The 25,945-nt window shown below is 60.6% G+C and carries 5 protein-coding genes; 2 read left to right on the top strand and 3 right to left on the bottom strand.

Annotated features, from left to right (window positions below):
• The 3 genes from ACO06O_RS08590 to ACO06O_RS08580 all read right to left on the bottom strand — a co-directional run bounded on the left by ACO06O_RS08590 (position 1) and on the right by ACO06O_RS08580 (position 5,572).
• The gene (locus tag ACO06O_RS08590) at positions 1-2,346 is read right to left on the bottom strand and encodes a TolC family outer membrane protein (RefSeq protein WP_421878277.1); all 2,346 of its coding nucleotides are present in this window, start codon (positions 2,344-2,346) and stop codon (positions 1-3) included.
• 118 nt (positions 2,347-2,464) lie between these two features.
• Entirely contained in the window at positions 2,465-3,787 is a 1,323-nt protein-coding gene (locus ACO06O_RS08585; RefSeq protein WP_421878275.1) for an HlyD family type I secretion periplasmic adaptor subunit, read from the bottom strand.
• 21 nt (positions 3,788-3,808) lie between these two features.
• Positions 3,809-5,572 (bottom strand): peptidase domain-containing ABC transporter, encoded by a 1,764-nt coding sequence (locus tag ACO06O_RS08580; protein WP_421878273.1) that lies wholly within the window; start codon positions 5,570-5,572, stop codon positions 3,809-3,811.
• A 426-nt stretch (positions 5,573-5,998) separates the two neighbouring features.
• Here ACO06O_RS08580 and ACO06O_RS08575 point away from each other — a divergent pair, with 426 nt between their 5' ends.
• Entirely contained in the window at positions 5,999-23,479 is a 17,481-nt protein-coding gene (locus ACO06O_RS08575; RefSeq protein ID WP_421878271.1) for a FecR domain-containing protein, read from the top strand.
• Between the two features lie 83 nt (positions 23,480-23,562).
• Complete coding sequence (locus ACO06O_RS08570) at positions 23,563-25,944, top strand: CHASE2 domain-containing protein (RefSeq protein ID WP_421878269.1); 2,382 nt, start codon at positions 23,563-23,565, stop codon at positions 25,942-25,944.
• Position 25,945: the final 1 nt, after the last annotated feature.

Genomic DNA, 25,945 nt, shown 5'->3' with positions numbered 1-25,945 from the left:
CTATCGCGGCGGCGGCACATCACCGAACAGAAGGGTTCCGGGAATGTCGAACATGGCGCCGGCGCCGGCAGTATCTTGATGCAGTCTGACCGCGATCGCATCCGTTTCATCGCGCACAACGGTTGGCACCGTCACGGGTTCCAACTTGGCAACGGCGGGTCGTCCGGCCGCGGTGACGATCTCGGTCGATGCCTGCGGGGCCGGACCGGGTTGCGGATCGGCCGGGACGGTATCGATCATCATTGCGCCAGAGGTCTCTGAAGAAGCGTCCAGGGCGGCCGGCACAGACGTCGTATCCGTCGGTGCGGCCAAGACTGCCGGCTCCAGGCCCGCATTGGTGGTTCCAAACAGGCTTCGAACCGCTTCGAGCAAGTCCGGCCCGCGCGGCGCCGTATCGGTCGCGGCGATCGGTTCAGCCGAAACCAGTTCGGCTTCCGATGTATCGCGTTTGGTATCCGCAATCGGCTGCTCGACCTGCACCGCCGGCTTGGGGCCCGCAGTATCGCGCACGGCCAAAGCTTGCGACTCGGGAGCCGCCGGGAAAGGTTCTGCTGCCGCCGGGGCATCAAGGCTTGTGACCTCGGAAACCGGAAGATCCTGAGGCACAGCGAATTCGCCCGCGAACGGGGGATCCGCTTGGATCTCGCGGGCCGTCGCGATCGAATCGGACGCTTGTGTCACAGCGTTATCGGGAACGGGGGGAAGCGTCGGGGACGCATCGGCGGTCACCGGCGACGGGGTGGGTTGATCAAGTCCGCCGATTGTCCCGTCGGTCGGGGGCGGCTCAATAACGGAATCGGTGTTCTGCTGAGGTTGATCCTGCGCGTCGACGGCATCCGTCTCTTCCGGCAGGGTATTTGTAGGCGGTGCCGGCGGCTTGGCGCGGTTCAACGGCGTCGGGGTCTCCGCCTGGATCCTGTCGCGGTATTCCTGAACGCGTGTATCCGGTTCGGGGTCGATGATCTTCCCCGCCCCCGTGATGTATTCTTCGGGGTTTTCGATGATCTGAACATCGATCCCCAGCAAGGCGGGCGTCATGATGCCCATGGCGACCGCCAGTTCATAGACCGCCACCCGGGTGTCGTAATCGGCGCGGATCAGGTTCTGTTCCGCCTGGAAAACCTCGTTCTCGGCGTCCAGAACGTTCAGCGTCGTCTCCTTGCCCGCATCGCGCAGCTTCTGACGGGCGGTGAACACTTCCTGTGCGATGGAAACCGCGTTCAGCAGCAATTCCTTACGATCGCGGGTGTTTTCCAGCTTGGTCCAGGCCTGCCTGACCTGCCGTTCGATTTCGCGCTTGGTGCGGTCGGCGGCGGACAGGCGTTCGATCAACGTTTCCTGCGCGCTTGTCACCGCGGCGTCGGTCCGGAAGCCGGAGAATATCTCCCAGGACATCTCGATCAGCACGGCGGAGTCCTTGGACAGCCCCCGGGTTCCACCGACATTGCTTTCATGATCGACACGGCCGACCAGGTCCAGGACCGGAAGATAACCGGACCGCTCCGCCTCGACCGTGAAACGCGCAGCGCGGGCCAGGAACTCGTTACCGGACAGCAGCGGGTTTTCCTCCCGCGCCGTGAACAATGCGTCTTCGATGGTCGGCGGCACGATCTCGATGGGCGACGGTTCCAGCCGCATCTGAGTGATGTCCGGTTCTCGATTGAAATGAAGGATGTATTCCGACATGGCCTGGCGCAGTTGGCCCTCGAGATCGACCCGTTGCTCGATTGCCAGTTGCAGGCGCGACTTGGCCTGCAGCACGTCGACTTCGATCCCGGCGCCACGCTCCACGCGTTCGGTCTCAAGCTGCAACTGCTCGCGAATCGTCCGCTCCCGGGCGCGAGCGACGCGGATCAATTCGTTCAGCCGCAGCACATTCAAATAGGTCGTGATGCCTTGCAGCATGACCCTTTGAACCGTGCTTTCCAGGGCGTATGTGACACTGTCCCGTGCCATGAGAGCCGAATCGACGGAGTTCGGCGTGAACCCGCCATCATACAGGTTCTGGCGAACCTCAATGCCGAGCGCGTTGAACCGAACCAACTCGTTGTCATGGTTCGTTCCGCGAGTCGTAGGATTCGAGACAATGTTGCCGCCGGCGCTGCCGCTCAAGGAAACCGTCGGCAAATAGCCGGATCGGGACGTCGTGACGGCCTCGTTCGCGCGGCGCAGGATCGCCCGCTGTTCCTCGATTCTGGGATGCGTTTTGACCAGATGGTAGAGCTCGTCCTGGAGCGTCTGTGCGGCACTGTTCTGTGGAATCGCGAGGGACAGCGCGCAAGTGACCGCTGCGGCGAAAACTCCGCCACGGGCGAATGCGATCGTCCATGTCCCTTTGATGTCCACCGGCGCCCCTAAAATACCCCCGACAGGGATGCTGCAAAGCACAACATCCTGATAACGCATTCGTCGAATATCACAACAACCGGTGCTCCGCCAGCGAGCGTTACCGGCGGATGAAATATTACCGCTCTCTGAACGCTTCGTGCTGTAGTTTCAGCACGGGCTTGACCAGATAATCAAGCACCGTTCGCGTCCCGGTATGGATATCGACGCTCGCTTCCATGCCGGGTGTGATCGGAAAGTCACCTTCTTCCTTGCCGAGATAGGTTCGGTCCGTCCGCACCACGACCTCATAGAAGGTTTCACCGTTCTGTCCGGCATTGGTACTCGCGGAAACCCGCTCTACCGCGCCTTCCAGCCCGCCATAGCGGGCATAGTCATAGGTTGTGATCTTCACGACGGCGCGCTGTCCGGCGGCAACGAAGCCCCTATCCTTCGGGTTCAGTCGCGCCCGAATCTCCAATTCCTCCGAGACCGGGACGATCTCCACAATCGGCTCTCCCGGGCGAATGACGCCGCCCACGGTATTGGTCTTCAGATTCTTCACGATGCCGTCGATCGGGCTCTTGATTTCGGACCTCAATTGTTGGTCCGTGGCGGTTCCCAATGTCTCTTTTAACTCAGCGATTCGCGTCTCGACCGGCACCAGTTCCTCCAGAGCGCGGCGGCTGTAGCGTTCGATTTCCCGATTCCGTTCCGCCGTGATCTCCTGTAGTGCCGAGCGCGCCCGGGGAATCGACTGGTTCATAACGTCGATCTGGCCGCGAAGTTGTTCAACCTCAGCCTCGATGGCGACATGTTCCATACGCGGGGTCAGTCCCTCTGCCAGCAGGTTCGATGACATCGTCAGACGCTGTTCCGCCAACTGCAGGTCCCGGCGGATCGAGGCGATGTGCGCTTCCAGTTCGGAAATCTCCAGCTTCCGCTGTCGCCCCTTCTCATCCAAAACCGCAAGAGACGACAGCAAGTCTCTCTTTCTGCCCATAAAACTGCGCAGTTCGGCTTCCACCATTTCGGGCCGGCGCGCGACCAGATCCTCGGGGAATATCGGCTCGGCATCCCCGCCGCTCGCCTCGGCCTCCAGGCGCGCTTTGGCAAGCACCATGCCGTCGAGACGAACCTGCACCTCTTCCCGATTGATCCCTGCGCCCCCAAGATTGAGACGCATCAGCGGCTGGCCCTTCGCAACGGTATCGCCTTCGCCGACAAGGATCTCGTCGATGACGCCGCCTTCCAGATGCTGCACGACCTGCAATTGCTGCTGGGGAATGACCTCCCCGACGGCGACGGCGACCTCGTCGAGCTCCGCCGTGGCGGACCAGCCGAGAAAGCCCAGAATCAGCAGGCCCGGCCCCCAGGTACAGAAGCGGGAGCCGCCGACCTTGACGCTGGCCCGGAGACTGTCGAGCGGGTTGGCTTTGGGATCGTTAGACAGGGTGGTCATACCGCGCTTCTCCCCCTCGCCCTATTCCGCCGCCCGGGTGTCGCCGCCTGCCGGCCGCGCAGATTGGGCAGGTTGAGAGCCTTGCGCGCGTCCGCCGGACAAATGGGTCAGGACCTCCTTCGCCGATCCGGCCATCGCCACCCGGCCCTTCTCAAGGACCAGTATCGTGTCGGCCACGGACAGCAGGGTCGGAGAATGGGTCGAAATCAGAATGGTGTGATCCTTCGCCATTTCGCGCAGATTGCGGGCCAGGGCGACTTCCGCCTCACCGTCCAGATCGCCCGACGGTTCGTCCAACAACAGGACGGGCGGATCCCCGATCAGGGTTCGGGCCGCGGAAATCCGGCGTTTCTGGCCACCAGACAGACGTCCACCCGATTCGCCGCATTCGGTTTCGTATCCTTCCGGCAGCAGCGCGATCGCGTCATGCGCCCCGGCGCGTTTGGCCGCCTCCACGGCATCCTCATCCGTGCCGCTTTCGTCGCCCATGACGATGTTTTCGCGAATCGACCCGGTGAACATCACCACTTCCTGCGGCATGTATCCGATCCAGCGCGCCAACTGGCGACGCGGAAACTGGGCGATATCCGCCCCATCCAGCAGGACACGCCCGGATTCCGGCGGGTAAAGCCCGGCCAGGATCTTGAACAGCGTGGTCTTGCCGCTGCCGTTCTTGCCGACGATGCAGTGCAGCCCGTTCGGCCCGATCGTCCCGTCGATCTTGTCGATAGCGGCATCGCCCTCGCGGCCATAGCGGAAGACGATTTCCTCCAGCTTGAACTGTCCTTTCGGGCGGCCGAAGGGCAGTGCCGGAATGTTGCCCTCCTCCTCCAGATGCAGAACCTCGTCCAGCCGGCGCGCGGCGTCGCGGGCGTTCTGCAGCGTCTTCCATTGCCCGACCAGACCGGCAATCGGCGCGATCATCCGCGCGCCTAGCATGTTCGAAGCGATCAAGGCGCCGATCGTCATGCTCTGTTCCAGGATCAGCAGCGCCCCGACACAGGTCATGGAGACCGTCGTTGCCAGGCTCATCACATGGCTCAGGGTCATATGGGCGTCACCGGCGGTGCCACGGCGCAGGGAGGCCTGGATACTGTCGGCGTGTCGCGCCTCCCAAACCGGGCGCAGACGTTCCGCCAGGGCCAGCGACTTTACCGTCGCGCGGGCGGCGACGATCTCGTTGATCAGCCCCTCGCGCTTGGCGCTTTCCGACCGCTCGTCTTCCGACAAATTGGCCGCCGTCGCCCCGGATCGCCAGGCCAGCAGAATGAACAGCGGCAGCGCGACCAGAATCACGGCGGCGAGCGGCGGCGCCAGCCACAGGATCGCGCACAGAAACAGCACCGCGAAGGGCAGATCCATCAACAGCCCCATGGCCGGCCCGGACAGGGCGGCGCGCACGGCATCGATATCGCGGAACAGGATCTGCCAGGAGGTCGAACTGCGCGATTCCAGAACGCGCATCGGCAGCTTGACGATCTTTTCGAACAGCGACCGGCCGACATCGATATCGATATCAAGGCCGATTCGTTGGAACAGGCGGGCCCGGCCGAGACGCAGCAATCCGTCGAATAGAATCGCCGCCGCCATGCCGATAACCAGGCCCTGAAGGGTCGTCAGCCCGGCGTGGAACACCACCCGGTCATAGACCTGAAGCATGAAAATCGGCACCGCGAGCGCCAGGACATTGACGAATAGCGACGAAAAAAGCGCCTCGGCGAGCCGCCCCTTGCTGCGGGACAGTGCGTGGCGTACCAGCCGTCCAACCCGCCCTTTCGTCGCCATGTCACCCCTCGGCGCTACAAACCGTGTCGCGGCGCAATCGCGGGCTGATACCGCCCTGAGGCCGCCCACGGCATCCCGCCGAACTAAACCGGCGGGAGTGTAGCCACATCCGCTACTGGCGTCACGCGGCAAGCGGCAGGCGACCCGAAAGTCCCAGTTTTCAGCCTTTTTCGCATGCAATTTTAACCATAAAAAGCTCCACGGAAAACTTTCCAAAAGATCACTAAAATGCTACAGATCATTCCAGAGGGGTGAGTACTTTTGGGGTTGTCTCCCATTTATCGACTGGTCCTGGCGACAGAAGTCCGCCGATCCGCCGACCTTTGAGACGACCCGGGGAATGACATGGCCAGGGTAGACTCAACGCCGCCGTCCGGTGGCGACTCGACGTCCGTATCAACGCACCCCCAGGAGTCCGACGCCTCGATGAAGGCGGCCGGCCCGGGCGATCCGGCCGCGCAACCGTCCGGCGGCGACAGTCTGATCGGCAACGGCGCGTCGAGCTCCGTCAATTTCCTGGACAGCGACTTCCTGAACGATACCGCGCGCGGCGCGGAAGCCACCTCCCCTGCCCCGGGCTCTGATGCCACCATTGTTGCCTCTCTCGACGCCCGGTCCGGCGACGACGTTCACCTGACCGACCTGTCCTTCATGTATGAAGGCTCCTTCATCCGTCAGGGTTCAGACCTGCTGTTGATGAAGCCGGACGGCACCGCGATCCTGATCGAGAACTATTTCGCCGCCGATCCGCCGCCGGATATCGTTGGCGAGTTCGGGCGCCGCCTGACGCCGGAACTGGTTGATTCCTTCCTGATGCCGATGGCGCCGGGCCAGACGGCGGCGCTGACCGACGAACAGGTCGCCCAGGCCCAGGGCAATGCAATCGGCACGGTCGATACGCTGACCGGGGAAGTCTATGCCATCCGCCCGGACGGGACGCGGGTCCTGCTGCAGGCCGGCGATCCGGTCTTCCAGGGCGACCAGGTCGAAACCGCCGATGGCGGGTCGCTGAAGATCACCTTCGTCGACGGGACGATCTTCACGTTAGGCGCCGACGCGCGACTGGCGCTGGACGAGATGGTCTACGATCCCGGCACCCAGACCGGTCAGTCCGCCTTCTCGATCCTCAAGGGCGGATTCCTGTTCGTGTCCGGCCAGATCGCCGAGAACAATCCGAACGACATGCAGGTGTCGACCCCGGTCGCCACCATCGGGATTCGCGGCACGATCGTGACCGGGGAAGTCGCGGGCCTGCAATCCGCCGACGGCGAGACCTTCCGCTTCACCGTCGTCGACGGGGAAATCGCAGTGTCGGCCGGCAACCAGACCATCGTTCTGTCGGACAACTTCTCGACGGTCAGCGCCCAGCCGGACGCGTCGACCGGGCAGCTTCGGGTCTTCGATTTCGTCGACACGGCCGAAAACGTCATCGCGCGCAACTCCTCGCAGTTCCGGGCGCTGACCTCAAACGACCTGTCCAATATCGAGCGGGCCATCGAGTCCTCGATCCAGACGAAGACCGGCGCGACGGTGAATATCGACCTGCGCGGCATCGTCGAAAATGTCACGCGCGAGCAGCAGAACCAGCAGCAGAACAACGAATTCGAATCCGACGATCAGGAAGAAGGCCCGGAGGGCGTCGAGGGTGAAGCGCCGCCCGAAGAGGGTAATGCCGGCGAAGAGGCCGCCCCGGAAGGCGAAGAGGCCCCGGTAGAGGAAGACGTCGTCGAAGAAGACGTGCAGGAAGACGACATCGACGAAGAAGAGGACGTCGCCGATGACGGCGAAGAAGTCGAAGGCGGCGGCGACGATCCGGAACTGACCGACAAAGATCTGCAAGATCTGGAAGGCGGCGGCGAGGACGGCGGCGACGACCCGAATGCGGGTCAGACCGGTAACGAAGGCGATGGGGATGCCGGTGACGATCCCGATCAGGCACAGGACACCGAGGCCGAAACCACGAATGTGACGGAAGGATCCACCAGCCAAACGGTCACGAATGCCGACGCTGGTAACACCGAGCAGAACAACGGCGACCTTCTGTCCAAGACTCCGGGTTTTGGCGGAAACAACAGCTACACCCAAGGTGAACAAACAGGTCAGGACGACGCATACGGCATCGTTAACGGCGATGATGGCACCGACGGCGACAATTTCGGCGGCGATTCGCAAAACAATGCAGGAACGCCCGTCGCCGAAGAAACCAACAAGGACGAAAAGAAAGACGAAATCGTCGATGATGTTGAGGAGGACGTCATCGAGGACACGATTCAGCAGCTCGGGGAATCGGCTCTGGATTCGAATAACACGCTCGACCGGTCGCAATCGACCGCGAGCTTCAACGTTAATCTTGGGTCTTCAACGGCCAATGTGACGGTCAGGACCGGCAGCGGGAACGACACCATCAAGACCGGGTCGGGCAACGACACGGTCCGGGCGGGCGCCGGCAATGACACGATCATCGGCGGTACCGGCAACGGCGACGATTTCTATGACGGCGAGGATGGGTCCGACACCCTGACCTATGATTCCGTCACCGGGACCCTGACCGCCAACCTGACCATGGAGATGAACGGGCTGTTGGGCACCAGTTCGATCATCGACGGCACCGCCAGCGTCATTGATAACGATACCATCACCGGGGTCGAGCATGTCCGTCTGGGCGACGGCAACGACATTGTCTATGTCAACACGGCGGGCGTGAATGTGGACGGCGACGCCGGGACCGACACGGTCAGCTTCGCGTCCTTTACGATCAACCAGGTGGAAACGCCAAGCGGCGGGACGTTCTCGTTCCTGACCGGTGTTGCCACGCGCGATTCCGCCAGTTCGACCTTCACCAACATGGAAGCCGTCGAAGGCGGCAGCGGCGACGATTCCTTCACCCTGTCCAATCTGTTGCAATCCGCTTCGGGCGGCAGCGGAACGGACACCCTGTCCCTGGAAGGTTTGAGCGCCGGTCAGACGCTGACCCTCGGCAGTGCGGGAATCAGTGTCGAAACGCTGACCCTGGACGCCGGCACGATCGGGGCAACGAGCCGTTCTGCCGACTATTCCGGTTTCGAGAAACTGATCGCAACCGACCATGACGATGTGATCTACGCCGAAGATGGGGTGGTCGCGGTCGATGGTGGCGACGGCGACGACCGTCTGGTGATCGAACCGGCCGAAGGAAACCTGTCGGTGTCCATCGGACTGAACGGCAACATTCAGAACATCGAAACGCTGGACCTCAGCAGCTTTAGCAATTCGACGATCACCGTCGACATGACCCCGGCGGACATCGCGGCGGCAACCAGTGACGGGACGCTGCACATTATCGGCGCCGGCAATTCCGCCAACAACATCATCCGCCCCGGCTCCGGCTGGACCCGCAGCGGCGGTCTGTCGGCCGAAGGCAACCTGACCCTGACCAGCGGCGAAGCGACGCTGATCCTGGATTCGAATGCGCTGTCCGCGACGTCCAACGGGACGGTCACCTTTACCGGAACGTCGGACGATTCCTGGCAGAATTCCGAGAACTGGCGCAACGAATTCGCGGACGGCGTCACGCCGATTTCGACCGATACGGTCATTCTGGAGAATACCGGCACGCGCGCGGTTTCCTTCAGCGGGGCTTCCGCGACCGTCGGATCCATCAGCGGATCGACGGAGTTCGGCACGGATGGGCTGATTGTCTTCGACGGTACCCTGACGGTCACGAATGGCGTGTCGATCAATGACACGGTTCAGGGCGGCAACGACGGCAAGCTGATCCTACAGGGCGACAGTTCCATCGGGACGCTGGACATCGACAGTGCCGAATTGGAAATCGCGGGAAGCGCCGTCGTCACGGCGGAAAACATTCTTATCGACGGTACCGGCGAAGTCGCCGGATCGGTTGCGGGTACCGGAACGCTGGTTTCCACCGGCACCGTGACCTTCGCCGAGGGCCATAATGTCAATATCAGCGCGACGGTCGATCTGCGCGACGCGGAACTGTTCAACAATGCCGGCACCAATGATGTCACCATCGAATCGGGCGGCCGCCTGATCATTGACGGCGACACGGAATTCCTGGGCGAGAATCCGGACGGCATCGATGTGTCGGTAGCGTCTCTGGGCGTTCTGGAAATCGGCTCGGACGGGACCGTTTCGCTGAACGACGGCTTGTCGGCCGACTTCACCTTCTTCGATCAGTCCACCATCGACCTGGGTGGTGTATGGGAGAATGAAGGCACCTTTACCGGACTGTCCGATGCCGGGAACACGGCCATTATCGGTTCCGGAACCCTGATCAACGCCGGATCGCTCGAATTTAACAACGACCGGTTCGATGCCAATCTGCAGAATTCGCGCGGCGAAGCGCAAGGCGCGGTGAGCGTCGAGGCGTCGTCCAGCCTGACCCTCGGCGGGGAACTGACCGGTGGTGATCTGACCCTGGGCGCGAACAGCCAGTTGCGGGGCACAGGGTCGGCGGTCGACCTGTCCCTGTTCGTCGGCAACAGCAACTCCGTCATGGACCTGTCCAACCTGTCTGTAACCGGCACCGCGCGCCTGTTCGGCGGCACGCTGACCGGCACGATGGACATGGCCGACGGACAGCTCGACGTCCGCTCCGATTACGAGATCGGCACCAACGGCGTCCTGTATGTCGGCAGCGACACCAGCACGTCCGAAACCATGTTCGGAGCGATCAATGTGTCCGACAAGGGCACGGTCGCGGTCGCTGAGGGCGAGACCGCCGATCTTAGCCTCTTCCAGGGTTTCCAGCAGGGAACGTCCACTCTGAACTTCCAGGGCGGCAAGCTGCAACTGGACGGCAATGCGGAAGTCTCGCAGGACAGCAGTTTCCTGGGTTTCGAATCCGCCTCGATTACGACAATTTCCGGCGATGGGACACTGACCAATGCCGGGACTTTGGGCTTCAATCAGGACAATGTCCTGGTTGAAGTGGTCAACGCCTCCAGCGGCACGATCGATGTCGAAGGCACGATGACCACCGCTTTTTCCGGCGGGATGACCAATAATGGCTTCCTGGACGTGCATGATGGCGCGACGCTGTCGACGTCTTCCGACCTTACGAATTCGGGCACCTTGTCGCTGTCCGGCAAGGTAACGGGCGTCGGGACGCTGACCAACACGACCGCCGGGGTGATCGAGGGCAATGACGGGACCTTGGCCGGTTTTGTCGAGAATCTGGGAGTCCTGACCGGGTCCGGGACAATCACCGGTTCTTTCGATTCGACCGACGGAACGATCTCGCTTTCCAGCACCAATTTCGACATCGCTGATAACGGTACACTTCTGGTTGGGAGCGATACGGAATTCGAAGGCAATTACGGCTCGGTCCGGGTCAATGGCGGCGGGACCGTCGAGGTCGCCGAGGGCGAAACCTTCGCCCTGCCCTCCTTCGGTCTGCAAGGGTCGGAGAGCGGCCTGACCTTCCAGGACAGTTCGGTCCTGAAGCTTGTCGGCGACGCGACCGTCTCCGGATCGGTCGGCCTCTTCTCCAATTCGGATTCCACGACGATCACCGGGTCGGGCGTCTTGCGCAATGCGGGCACCCTGGGCCTGGACGGCGACCGGGTAGAGGCGCGGCTGGAAAACGAAGGTCAGTTGAACCTGGACGATGGCGTTACCGTCACCGGAACCGTCGTGAACACCGGCACCGCGACCCTGTTCGACGAAGGAACGCTGACCATCGACGGTCGCTTCCAGAACGACGCAAGTTTCGAGTTGGAGGCCGCGCAGCTTCAAGGGACCGGCGTTTTCGAGAATAACGGCTCGATCTTCATCGACGAGAGCGACGCAACCCTGTTCAGTTTCGATCTGGACACGACGGAAGGGTCGATTGTCCTTTCGTCCAATGCGAGCCTTCTGGCAGCCCTCGGCTCTACGCTGACCGTCGGCGACGAAAGCAGCATTTCGGGCAACGGGACGATCCAGCTCACCACCAATTCCAAACTGCACCTCGAAGATGACGAACAGTTCATTTTCACCGGCGGCGAGGTCCCTCTGATCCAAGGCGGCCCGGTCCTGGATATGGACAGCGGCACGACCATTACCGGCACCGGCACGCTGTCCAACCGGGCGGGCTTGGAAGTTGACGGTGCCACCTTGTCGTCGGCGTCGACCCTCGACAACGAGGCCGGCATGACGGTCGGATCCAATGGCTTCTACATCGACGGCGACATGACCAACGAAGGCCAGGTCACCGCGAATGGCCATGTCACCGTCACCGCCACAGGCTCCCTGGACAACAACTCGACGATTTCCATTGCGACCGGCGACCGCCTGAGCATCATGGGCGACGCCAGCAACGAAGGGACCGTCGTCTTCGGCAGCGGCGCGGACCTGACCGGCTCGGGTACGATGGTGAATACGGGCCATCTGACCTTCGGCGCCGGCAGCTCGATCAATATCACGCGCCTGGAAAGCCACGGGACGCTGGATTTCAGCGCCGATTCCGTCTCGGTCGTCGGCGGCTTGATCGACGCGACCTTCGGAACCTTCGAGGCCGATGACATATCGGACGTGATGACGGTATCCGGCGGCGGTGTGATCCGCGTCGGCAGCATGACGGAGTTCGGCAGTTTCGGGACGCTGTTCTTCTCCACCGGCGGCACGTTGAGCATCGCGGAGGACGAAGTCTTCGACTACGGGCCGACCGAAGGCCAATGGCTGACCCTGACGCTAGGCTCCGGCTCCACCATCGACGGTCCCGGGACCTATCAGGTGACCGGCTCGCAATTCTTCGACGGCGTCACCCTCGCCTCCGGCGGCCGCATCGACAATGACGGCAACATCACGCTGGGCAATGACGGCCTGACCATAAACGGCGATCTGGATAACAGCGGCGGCACGATGAATGTCGCCAGCAATTCGACGATCACGCTCAATTCCGGCGGCACGACCTCCTTGGCGGGGTCAATCGCGCTGGGCGGCGGCGTTCAGATCCAGGGCGGTTCGACCTTGGACGTGCTGCAGATCACCGGCCGGTTGAGCAGCAATGGCGACGCGTCGAACCAGGACACGATCAGCGCCAATCTGGAAGTCTCCGAAACCGGGTCGATCGTGGTCGGCGGATCGAACGGCCAGGACGGCAGCCTGGTCATTACCGGCAACTTCGTGAACAACGGCTTCGTTCAGGTCGATCCGACCAACCAGAACGTCAATGGCGTCCTGCTGATCGACAATGACTTCGTCAATTCGGGCACGCTTCAGGTCGACAATGCCGCGACACTGATCGTCGGCGACAGCAATGACGACGGCACGATCGATGGCGGCGGGATGATGACCAACAGCGGCACGCTGATGGGCTTCGATCCGGGCACCTCCGAAGAGGCCATATTGCGCCTGGGGTCCATCGCCAATACCGGCAAAATCGCCCTGCCCGGCAATGGCCAGGGCGACGCGGCGCGCATGACTTTCCAGGGCACGCATATCAACAGCATGTCCGGCGCCTTGGCCCTGGGCATGGGCGCGGTCCTGACCCTATCCAACAGTACCCTGGCGGTCGCCAGCGGCACGACCTATGAAAACGACAATGGGACGCTGGTCCTGGGCAGCGGCGGCGTCCTGGATATCGGCGGATCCCACAGCGTCACCAGTTCCGTCAACAGCACGATCGTGCTGGAATCCGGCGCCTCCATCGGCGGCGACGGTACCCTGGTCAACCAAGGGCTGATGAATCTGGACGGCGTCATTATCGATTCCGTCTTCGACAACGTATCGACCGAAGGCGGGACCGGTGACATCTCGCTGTTCTCCGGCGAAGAGCTGACGGTTCACGGACGCCTGATCAACCGCGACGGCGCAGGCCTCATTGTTACTGGCGGCACGCTGAGCGGGACAGGTACTGTCGAACATCAGGGGACGTTCACAACCAACGGCGCGACCATCGACGACGATCTGCGGTTCGAAGGCGCCATGCGGATCAGTGGAACGGGTACGGCCTTTACCGTCGATGGCCTGGCGCGCGGCAACATCATCGTCAACGCGACGACCGCAACCGCCATCGACGGCGACGGCGTCCTGGAAATCACCGGCGGCGAGATATCCGGTGCCGGGCTGCGCCTGTCGACCGGCGTGGATGTGCTGCAGGTCGGCGTCCTGACCTTCGGATCCACATCGGGCCGGATTTCCGTGGTCAGCAGCGACTGGGTCTTCGGCGATCAGGCGGGATTCACGGACAGCAACGGGACGCTGACGATCAATGGCGGCGCCCGGATCGGCGTCGCGGAAAATGTCGATTTCCATTACGACAGCACATCCATGGCCCATCTGCAGCTTGCCTCCGGCGGCACTGCGGAAATGTTCGGCGACGGTACTTTTACCAATGCCGGCGGGACGCTGACTGCTGGTGACGGCACCCTGAACCTGTCTATCGACCGTTTCGTCAACGAAGCGGTGTTCAACGTCGACACCTATGTCATGGTCGGCGAAGACACACATCTGTCGAACACGGCGACACTGAATGTCCTTTCCGGGACCTTGGCCAGCCAGGGCATTTTGGCCAACGCCGGGACCCTGAATGTTTCGGGCTCGGTCGTCGACATTCACAACGGCATTTTCACGAATACCGGTGAGATCAACCTGGACGGCAACAACGGCACGGCGGTTCTGTATTCGTCCGTTGATTTCACCAATAACGGTTTGATCCGGATGGACGAATCCGGCGTCGGATTTGGCGCCGAAATCGATATGTACAATTATAACGAAAACAACGGCCATCAGACGCTGACCAATGCCGGTACGATTGAAGCCAACAATTCCAGCGAACGCGTCGGCCTGGATCACCTGATCGCCGGGAATTTGATTAATACCGGACTGATCGACGTCAACAACGACCTCAATTTCGGATATGTCGAGGGGACGAACGGCTTCTCCCTCGACACCCGCGACGGTGCGATCGCCATTGAAGGCGGGCAAAATCTGTCGATCCGGCACGACAACTCACTGATCGTCGGCGCCGACACCACGCTCTCGGGCAACGGCGAGATCGACATGATCAGCGGCTCCACCCTATCCGTCGCGACGGGCGAGACCTTTGCCTTTGACTCGACGACCGGGCCGGACATCCGTTTCAACGGTACAGGCGCGCTGGATGGCGGCGGGACGTTCAGCAATACCGGCGGAACGTTAACGATCGACAGCAACACCATGTCGGTGTCGGTGAACCGCTTCGAGAATGCCGGAACGGTCAATATCGAGGAGGCGAATGTCTCCTTCACCGGAATGGATTTCGCGAATTCCGGGCAATTGAATGTCCTGAACGGCGATGTCGTTTTCGCGGACACGCTGACGGCGACCAATTCCGGTACAATCGGGCTGGATGCCGGCGACAATTTTGGCGCCATGGTTCTGAACGGGACCACTTTCACGAATACTGGCGCGATCGTCTTCGACAGTTCCAGCGGCGGCAATTACAGCTCGACCCTGGAGGGCCTAAGCAACGCCGTCGTGAACAATAGCGGCCGAATTGTTTTCGCGAATTCCGGTGGCGGCATCCTGCGCCACAAGCTGGAATCGGACACGACGAATACCGGCACGATCACGGTCAATGACGACACACGTGCGCGGTTCGGCACGAGCGAAGGCGCAAGCGGCCTGAATCTCGACAGCCGTGACGGCAGGATCGAGATCGGCGAAGACGGTACCCTGGAAGTCAGCTCGACCCTGACCCTTGGGAACGACTCCGCCGTGACCGGGGACGGCACCCTCGCCTTCCAGAACGGTTCGACCCTTTCCATCGCCCAGGGCGAGACCTTCACGCTGGGCGATGGTACCTCCACGACGTCCGACCCGGCCACCGTTGTGGCACCGGTTTCAGTGCGGACTTCCAACGCTTTTGACCCGACCGTAAAGGTGTTGAGCGACGGTCGGATCATGACGACGACCGTGACGTCGGATGGCGGAACAATCCATATTCAGGTTCGTGATCCCGCGACCAATAACGTCGTTGACGGTCATTCTGTCGGCGTAAACACCTCCAATGTCTACGCGGTCACGCAACTGTCCGACGGCACCTTCCGGATGGTCACGGACAACCCGCAGGTCTCCAACAACCGTATACGGGTCTACAATTTCGACGACGAGTTCGCCTTCAATGGTTCACAGGCAGTCTCGACCACCGTTCCCGCCGGCCAACGTTTCGACGATTTCGAAATTCACCCGACCAGCGATGGTGGTTACATCATCGTCGGCCAGAATATCGCTGCGGGCGAAATTCGCATTCTGTACATGAACAATGACGACACCGTTCTGGAAACGGTCAGCCATGCCGTGTCGGGGATGGACACCGGTCTGGACGCGGATGTCTTCCCGAATGGCGATGTCGTGGTCTACTACGGGGAAGACAATGGCAGTGCGGTGAACCGCAAAGCCGTGTTCGTCGATGCGGACGATCAAACGACGACCCTGCATCACATCGGCGGAGCGGCCTCGGATTCGGATGCCCCCAAAGCCGTCGCGGTGCTGGACGCCACCACATATGTTGAAGCCTCGGTCAGCAGCCATTTCGGCGCGGAAGTCTTTATTCGAAAGGCGCCGGGTTCGGGCGTCAACACGATCCAACTGCCCGATTTCGACCCCGACACTTTCGCTGAAAGTATCGATGTCACCGCAATGACCGATGGCGGCTTTGCCGTCGCCTGGTCGGTCAGCAACGGCACCGATGTCGACGTCTATGTGCAACGCTACAACGCCTCGGGCGAAGCGATCGGCGACCCGATCAACGCGACGCAGGCGGGCGACGGCAGCCAAACGGTCGGCGCAACGGGCGATCAGACCAATGTCCGGATCGACATGATCAACGGCACGGAATTCGTCGTGATCTACGAAAACGGTTCCGGCGCGGTAAGCTACAGCCGCGGCACCTTTGGCGCCGTCGTCCAAGCCGAAGCGCAGCCGACGATGACCTTCTCCGGCACGTTCGAGGTGACCGGCGGTGTGCTGAGCAACGAGACGGAGACCGACATTTCTACGGAAGTGTTCCAGATCGGCTCCGACGCGGAATTGCGTAACAGCGGAAGCTTGACGTTCGACGCCGGCACGATGGAGATCGCCTCCCTGCTGAACGAGGGTTCGTTGTCGAACTCCGGATTCATCGACTTTGTGTCTGGCACACTGACCAGCAATGGCAGTTTGACGAATACCGGCACGATATCCGTCGGCACCTATGGGACGATCCAGAACCAGGGTGAACTGAACAATGCCGGCACCCTGAACATCAATGGCGGCGACCTGGAAAGCCTTTCCGGCGGGTTGACCAATACTGGCGAAATCAATCTGACCGGCAGCAACAGCAATTCGGTGCAGTTCGTCACCGGCGACATGACCAATGACGGCACGATCCAAATGGACGATGACGGAACCGGTTATGGTGCCCGGATCGACCTGTACGACTATATCGAAGAAAGCGGTCACAACACGCTGACCAACGCCGGAACGATCACTGTCAACAATACAGGCGAAGGGCAATCCGCCGATTTCTCGATTGTCGGCTACGTCATCAACACCGGCCGGATCAATATCAATACGGAACTCACCTACGGTTATAGCGAGGGCCCGAATGGGTTTGCCCTCGACACCCGTGACGGAACGATCAATGTCGCCAGCGATTCCGAGCTGACCATTCGGTACAACAACACCCTGGTCGTCGGGTCGGATACCGAATTCACCGGATCCGGTACCCTGGATCTCCGTGAGGATTCCAGCCTGATCGTCGCCAATGGTGAGAGTTTCACCTATGACTCCGCCAGTGCTCCGGTCGTCGACTTCGGCGGAACCGTTGCAATCAGCGGCGGCACCTTCACGAACGCCGCGGGCAGCACGCTGACGGCCGGCAGTTACGACGATGTGTCCCTATCCGCGACGCAATTCATCAACAATGGCGTGCTGGAAGCAGTGAACGGTGGCGCATTCACCATTTTCACCAGCAATTTCAACAACTCCCAAGGCACATTGAATATCCTGGGCGACAGTCTCGATTCCGACCTGTACATCCGGTCGGACATGTCTCTGGGGGGTGTCATTCGTCTGGACGGCGGAAGCGGCACGATTACCGACGCCGATCTGGACACATTCGACAATACCCTGACCGTCACCGGAACGCTTCATTCGACGTCGCAAAACAGTATGTCGACGGAAGACAACGACCTCTACGGACATTTCGTCAACCAGGGCCTGTTCGATATCGATCAGGACACGGAGTTGGAAGGCAGCGACGATACTCTCGACAGCCGTGACGGCACGATCGACGTCGCCTCCGGGAAGACTTTTGAGATCGACGGATCGCTGACGGTCGGCACGGATACGAGAATAAATGGCAGTGGGACTGTCGCCATCGACGAAAGCCATTTCATCGTCGCGGATTCCGAACATTTCACCCATACGGGTTCGGCGGAGATTCACCTCACCGACGGCATTCTGGAAGGTGCCGGGACCTTCACGAACTATGGCGCTGTCACCTTCGATAGCGGCACGCTCAGTTCCTCCGGCACGCTGGCGGTCAATTTCTTCTCGAACTACGGCCAATTCACCGCCGGTCAGGGCACCCTGACCCTGGCGACGAGTGGATTCGGCAACGAAACCGAAGGTGTCGAAGGCAGCACCGGTACTTTCACGCTCGACGCCGGATCGATTGGCACGTCGACCGTGAAACTGGACGAAGATTTCCAGAATGCCGGGGTGCTGGAACTGACCGGTTCGGGCACACTGGCAAATGCCGTCCTGACCCATACCAGCTCGGAAATTGTCGAGAACTCCTCTCAGGGTACGATCCTGATCACCTCTGTCGGTGACGCGGGCGGGCGTACCCTGGATCTGGGCATCGAAAACCTGGGTACCATCGATGTCGGCGTCCTGACCACTTTGACCGCCGGCCATACCCTCGACAACAGCGCCGGGACGATTGCCTTGGGTGCCAACGGCACCCTCGAGATCCTGGGCGAACTGACCATGGGGCAGTCCTCCAAAATCAACAGCGTGGCTGGCGGACTGATCGACGTCAAAGGCACGCTGAGCGTGGCCGAGGACGATACCGCAACCAATGAAGGCGGCCCGGACGATATCGTGCTGTCCGACGGCGCCACGCTGGCCGGGCTCGGCACGTTCCGGAATGTCGGCGATGTGGAACTCAGCGGCGTCACGCTGGCCATCTCGGCCATCGACAATGACGGCACCCTCCGTGCGCAGGACGGCACGCTGGACCTGGGCACCACGACCGTTATCGACAATACGGGCGGCACCATCAGCGCCGTTTCGTCATTCTCGACCGGCGCCATCGAAATCTCCGAATCCGCGACTCTTGGCGGCAAGATCCTGCTGGATATCGCCGCCGGTACCGACGGCGCGTCCCTGACCGTGGCTGCCGGGGAGAGTCTGACCGTGTCCGGCGTCCTTCAGACTGCGGAGAATGTCCCATTCGGTCTTGATAACGTCATTTCCGAACACACGATCACAGGATCTATCGTCAATACCGGCACTTTCGACATCGACCACAGCACCAACATCTTCGGCGATCTGGACAGCACCGAGGGCGATATTGAAATTGCCGCCTCCGCTATTCTGAACATCAAGAGCGGCCACACGCTCACCGTCGGGGATGACACCGACGTTACCGGTGACGGCACACTGAAGATCAAATCAGGCGCGGAACTGGCGGTTACCTCAGGCGAGACCTTCACCCTTGGGGCGTCAACGGATCTGGAGATGGAATCCGACTCGACACTCTGTGGCGCGGGCACACTGGCAATTGCTACTGGGCACGACCAGAATATCGACGGCGTGACCTTGAGTGTGGCGGCGGTCGACAATGACGGAACATTGAGCGTCGAAGCCGGCGCTGCGGTTACGCTGGCCGCCACGACACTGTCAGGCGACGGTGTGCTGGAAATCAATTCCAGCCAGGTCAGCGCGGGCAATATCGTGCTGACGGGCAACGCCACGAATGCCGCGGGGCACACAATCGCCCTGACGAACAACGACACGACCCTGTCCACCGCCGGATCGATTACCACGGCGAATGGGTCGACCCTGGTCAATCTGGGCGTCATCACCGGCGCGGCCTCGGCCGGCAGCTACGCCTTTGCCGCCAGTATCGCGAATGCGGGGGCAATCCTGCTGTCGGATAGCGCGACCCTGTATGCCGGAAGAACCCTCGATACTTCCGACGGCACGCTGACCATCACGGAAGGCGAAGTCCTGGGCCTGAACGGCAACCTTATCCTGGGCGCGGATACGGAACTCGACGCACAACTCAATCTCGGCAGCAGCGGGACGGTCAGCGTTGCCGATGGCGAAGTCTTCACCTTCGACGGCAATGGCAATCAAGGCTTGTCCTTCGTTTCGGGCGGAACGATTTCCGGCACCGGCACGTTCCGGAATACCGACGCCCTCTTCGATCTGGCGAACGGCAAGATCGGCAGCACCGCAGTGTTCGACAATGACGCCAAGGTTTCCGTCTCGGACGGCGAAGGCATCATCGCCACCGCCAATTTCGACAATACGGGCGGAACCATAGAGGTGTCGGCGGATGACACCGACGCCGGAACGTTGACGATCAATTCAAACATGACCAATGCCGGCTTGCTGGAAGTCGACCTGAACGGCGGCGGTCAATTGCCGGGCCTGGATGCAACGATCCGCACGACAGGCGGCGGCCACCTGACCAACACCGGGACATTCCTGGTCCAGAATTCCGGCTTTGGATTCTCCGGACAGCTCAATCTGGGTATCGACGTCACCAATACCGGCCTGATCAGCTTTATCGGCAATGTGGATCTGGGCAGCGGCCGCGTATTGGATACGACGGACGGCACGCTGCTGGTCACCAATGACGACTTCAACGAATCCTCGACCGAACTGACGATGAACGGCAGCACTCTTGTCGTCGGGACGGACACGGTCTTTGGCACAGCGAACGAAGCGACGGCCGGCACGATCAATATCGGTTCCGGCGGCGCGCTGAAACTGACCGATGGCGAGGATTTCACCTACGGCCTCAATACGCCAATCCTGAATTTCGAATCCGGCGGATCCATTACCGGAACTGGCGAAATGACGGTTACCGGATCGTTGAATTTGACCGGCGCCACAATCGGAAGCTCCGTCATTATCGACAATGATGGCGATATCTATGTTCAGGACGGGGCGCTGACGCTGCGGCCCAGCAACATCGACAACGCGGGCGGAACCCTGTTCATCCTTTCCGACACCTCCGCGGGATCTGTCAGCATTTCGAACAGCGGAACGCTGGCCGGAACTGTGATTCTGGGTACCGCGAACAATGGAAACGATGATTCCACTCTGTCTGTCGGATCGGGTCAGGTCCTGACACTGACAGGGACCCTTGTTTCGCAGGACGAAGCGTCGTCCGGCCTGAGTCACGAAGTTTTCGGCACGGTCGTCAATCGTGGCCTGGTCCTGGTCGAAGCGGAACTGAACATCAACGACCATCTGGACTCCACCGACGGCGACATCTCGATCACGCCCAACCAGACCTTGGATCTGGATGGCACCCTGTCCCTCGGCACGGATACCGACCTGCTTGGCTCCGGGGTCATATTCGTGGACGGCGGCGCTGTCCTGAATGTGCAGAATGACGAAAACTTCACCTATGCCGCCAGCGGCGCAACCTTCGATTTCGGCGAACAAATCGCATCCACCGACATCGAAATTACCGGCGGCGGGACATTCACCAACCAGACCGAACTTCATCTGTCCGAAGACGTCACTCTAAGCATCAATCAGTTGGTCAATGACGGCGGAACGATCGGCATATTGGACGAAGGCCTGTTCCTGGACCTGTCCGGCACGACGATCACGAACCAGAATAATGGTGTGTTCAATGTCGGGACGCTGACGGGAACCGGGCGTTTCACGAACGAGACCAATATGACGATCACCAGTTTCGTCGCCGACGGCGCCGTTACGCTGGTCAACAACGGCACGTTCGAGACCGACAGCGGCACGATCGTGCTGACCGGTGCCTCCGCATCGATGACCATCGGTACAACGGGCACGCTCTCGGAAACCGGCGTCGACAGCATGACGATCCAGATGAATGACGGCGCGTCGGTCGAGAACCGCGGCCTGATTACGCTGAGCGACAGTTCGGGCACGGCCCTGATACTTGAGAACGACGGCACCGGAAACGGCACCTTTGCCAATACCGGCACGATCGATTTCGGCACATCTTCAACTGAAATCCGGATACGCGACGGCGCGACAATGTCGATCCGCGCAGGGACCACTTTTGCCGGCGCGGCCGGGATTATCGCCCTCACCAATGGCGGTGCCCTCGCCTTCGACACGGACTTTACCCTGTCTTCCAGCACTTTCGTTCTGGACAGCGTTAGCGAAGGCGGCAACCTGCCCCTTTTGACCGGTACGGGAACCCTGACCAATACCGGCGGGATCGACAATTTCGGCTTCTTGAACATCGATGTCGCCAAATTCGTGAACCAGGCGACGGTTGACGCCGGTACGTCCACGATCTCGACCAATGATTTCGTCAACGACGCCATCGGCACGATGGAGATCGCCAGCGAGACGCTGACAATCAACGGCGCGGTGACGAATAATGGCCTGTTCCAGATCGGCAATGGCGCTGTCACCGGCACCGGCGCGTTCAACAATGCCGGCCAACTGGAAGTCATCGCCAGCGTCACCGATGTCAACGCGAACTTTACCGGGCTGAGCACCTTCACCAACAGCGGCACACTGACGCTGAAGAGCACGTCCAGCGGCGATATCCCCACCCTCACCGTCGGAGACTTCGTCAACTCCGGTACGATTTCCTTCGAATCCGGGAACTTCACCGACGCAGCCGTGCTGAAACTCGGCGCCAGTGGGGGCGGTACCCTCACCAATGAAGGGCTGATCACCAACATCCTGTCCCGCGACATCACGGTGCCCAGCGACGCCTTCACAATCATGGGTGACGTCACCGCCGGCGATAGCGGCGGTACGATCCATGTCGTCGACTATGTGACCGTAGCCGGGGGCACCGACGGCAGCCTGGCGATTACCGGCGACCTGACCCTGAATGAAAATTCGACGACCATCATCGAAAGCGGATCCGGTTCGATCGGCGGCGTATTGAACGTCCAGGGGACGCTGACCTATGCAGGCGCGTTCGAATTGCGGATCGATACGGGACTGAATTTCGTCAGCGGGTTCGAGGCCGTCCGGGCCGGTACAGCCATTGGTTCCCCCGACCGCATTCGCATCCTCGATTCCACCGGCACGACGGATTTCGGGCTGAACCAGTTCGGCAAGCTGGTGCTGCCGAATTTCAACAATGACGGGAACCTGGAATTCCAGTTCATCACCCCCACCGACATCCTCTCATCCGCCGGCAGCCTTATCGGCGACACCGGGCACGAAAACGTACTCGGTTCGGTCGGCGATGACATCATGACCACGGGAAGCGATGGCCGCTCGCGCTTCTACGGCCGGGGAGGAAACGATTCCTTCACCCTGTCCGCCTCCGCCGAAACCGACTACGTAGACGGCGGAATCGGGGGGCGCGACATAATCTACACCGATGATCTCAATTTCGGTGACTACGAAGCCTGGCGCATCAACAACATTGAGGCTCTGGACTTCAGTGGTGCCGGCAGCGGCACGATCTCAATGAATCAAGAGTTCATCTACGGCATCTCGGAAGACATCAACGAGATACTCAATGGCCTGGCAATCGACGACGCATTGAAGGACGATGCCCTGATCATCGAGGGTGACAGCGGCCAGACACTGGCACTGGACCAAAACGATTGGACCGCAACGGGCACCACCGTGTCGGTCGACCATGACCAGAGCGGCTCCTCCAGCAGTTACGCCATCTACTCGGCCAGCAACGGGGCTCATGCCTTTGTCGACACCGACATGCAGGTCAACCTGGCCGCCACACCGTCCTAATTTTTACCGGACTCCGGTTCCGGGACGCGATAGAGTGACCGAAACAGGACCGCGCGCCATGGGGCCGTGCGCATCGGGGGAACATGTCTGACACCGTCGCCAAAGCGGAACCGTCAACGAGGGCCAGCGCGTCTGAGCCGGAGAAAAGTTCTATTTTTTCGAGGCTTATAGGCGGAAAGAAAAAGAACAAGAAACGTAAGGGCGGCAAGTGGTGGAAAATCTCTCTCCCCTCCGCTTTAGGCCTATTCATTATCGCCGTCAGCGTACTCCTTCGACAGGGCGATCCCTACTTCATTGAAGTTTTCCGGCTTAAAACCTTTGACTTGTACAATCGGATCGAACCGAGAGTCCCGCTGCATTCGCCCAGCAGCGTGGTCATTGCCGATATTGACGAAAAAAGCCTGGCAGAAATTGGGCAATGGCCCTGGCCCCGCACAGTTATTGGTGACCTGATTGCAGCGCTTGGCGAGTACGAGGTTTATGTCGTTGGTTTCGACGTTGTGTTTGCCGAACCCGACAGGACATCCCCGCAAAATCTTGTCGGTGCCCTCCGAGGTTTGGACGAAGACACTCAGACGAAACTTCAGGGCCTGCCGTCCAATGAAGCCTACATGTCCGCTGCAATGCGCAGAGCGGCGACCGTACTGGGGCAAGCGGGAAAGCAAGCACGCGATGAACCATCGGAACACCCAGAAATTGCACTTAAATCATCGTCCAATGCGGCAATTGGTGAAGACCCGAAGCGATTCCTAATTCACTATCCCGGCCTCATTACCAATGTGGATGAGTTGGAAGAAGCCGCAATGGGACGGGGTTTCTTTTCTATTGCCGACGAGGTCGATGGCATTGTTCGACGGATTCCGATCGTTGCCGTCTACAACGATGTTGTCCGCCCAGCCCTCTCGGTAGAAATGTTGCGTGTGGCAACGCGTGGGAACACGATTTTTACAGTCGCCAATCAGGCCGGAATTGAAAGCGTCAGGCTACAAACGCCAATGGGGAAATTCGACCTTCCGACCGATGGGCAGGGTCGCTTTTGGGTCCATTTTGCCGAAGCCGATACCTACAACACGGAAAACAACGACAATCGGCTGTACATTTCGGCATCTGACATCATCAACAAGCGCGTGCCCCCCGAAAGACTGAAGCATAAGTTTGTCCTGGTAGGAACGTCCGCCGTGGGACTGCAGGACATTCGTAACACGCCGGTAGCCGTACGCATGCCAGGCGTTGAAGTTCACGCCAACGTCTTGGAAATTGCGCTTGAATCTTTGGAAGGCGTTCCGCGCCTGCACTACCCGCCAATCGCCAACTCCATCGAAATGTTCGTGGTGATTGTCCTTGGTCTAATGTTGATCTTTTTCATACCCCGTGTCGGGCCATTCTGGACACTTCTTGGATTGGTCACAATTGCGGGCGGCGCGGCCGTTGGTAGCTGGATTTTGTTCTCCGAGCATAAGGTCCTGATTGACGTGGCCTATCCCGGTGCGACGATCCTGGCGCTATATGCGGTTCTCGCCTTCTCAAACTACGCCCGTGACGCGGCTGAAAAGCGGCAGGTTCGGGGAGCGTTCAGTCAGTATCTGTCGCCGGATCTGGTCGAGCAATTGGCCGAGGATCCCGAGAAACTGAAACTGGGCGGCGAGACGAAGCGGATGACGCTGTTGTTCTGCGACGTTCGCGGTTTCACGACGATTTCCGAACAATACAAGGCCGATCCGCAAGGGCTGACGGTGCTGATCAACCGGCTGCTGACGCCGCTGACGGAGGAAATCCTCAACCGCCAGGGGACGATCGACAAGTATATGGGCGACTGCATCATGGCGTTCTGGAACGCCCCGCTGGACGTGCCCAATCAGGAACAGATGGGCGTCGCCTCCGCGCTGGCCATGTTCGAATCCCTGGAAGCGCTCAACGAAGAGCGGAAGCGTGAGGCATTGGAGGAGGACAAGCCCTTCCTGCCGCTGAATATCGGGATCGGCCTGAATACCGGCGACTGCGTCGTCGGCAATATGGGATCGAAACAGCGCTTCGACTATTCGGTTCTGGGCGACGCGGTGAACCTTGCGGCGCGTCTCGAAGGGCAATCGAAAAGCTATGGCGTCGGCATCGTGATCGGCGAGGAAACCGCCGGTGCATTGAACGGCGTCTTCCCGATGGCCGAACTGGACCTGATCGCGGTGAAGGGCAAGAGTGAGGCCGTCCGCATCTTCACGGTGTTGGGCAAGCCCGATCTCTTGTCCGATCCCGACTACGCCGCCCTGCAGTCTCAGCATGCGGCGATGCTGGATGCGTATCGAGGCCAGCAATGGGACGAAGCGAACCGGATCATCCAGACCTGTATCGGGCGCCTGGACGGGGTCCTGGACGGGTTCTACGGCATCTATCAGACCCGGATCGAGGAATATCGTGACAACCCGCCGCCCGTCGATTGGGACGGCGTCTACGTCGCGACCACGAAGTAGC

The organism is Pacificispira sp. (genome assembly GCF_965228185.1).
Classification (GTDB): Bacteria; Pseudomonadota; Alphaproteobacteria; order UBA8366; family Aestuariispiraceae; genus Pacificispira.
This window is presented reverse-complemented; position numbering and strand designations above follow the sequence as displayed.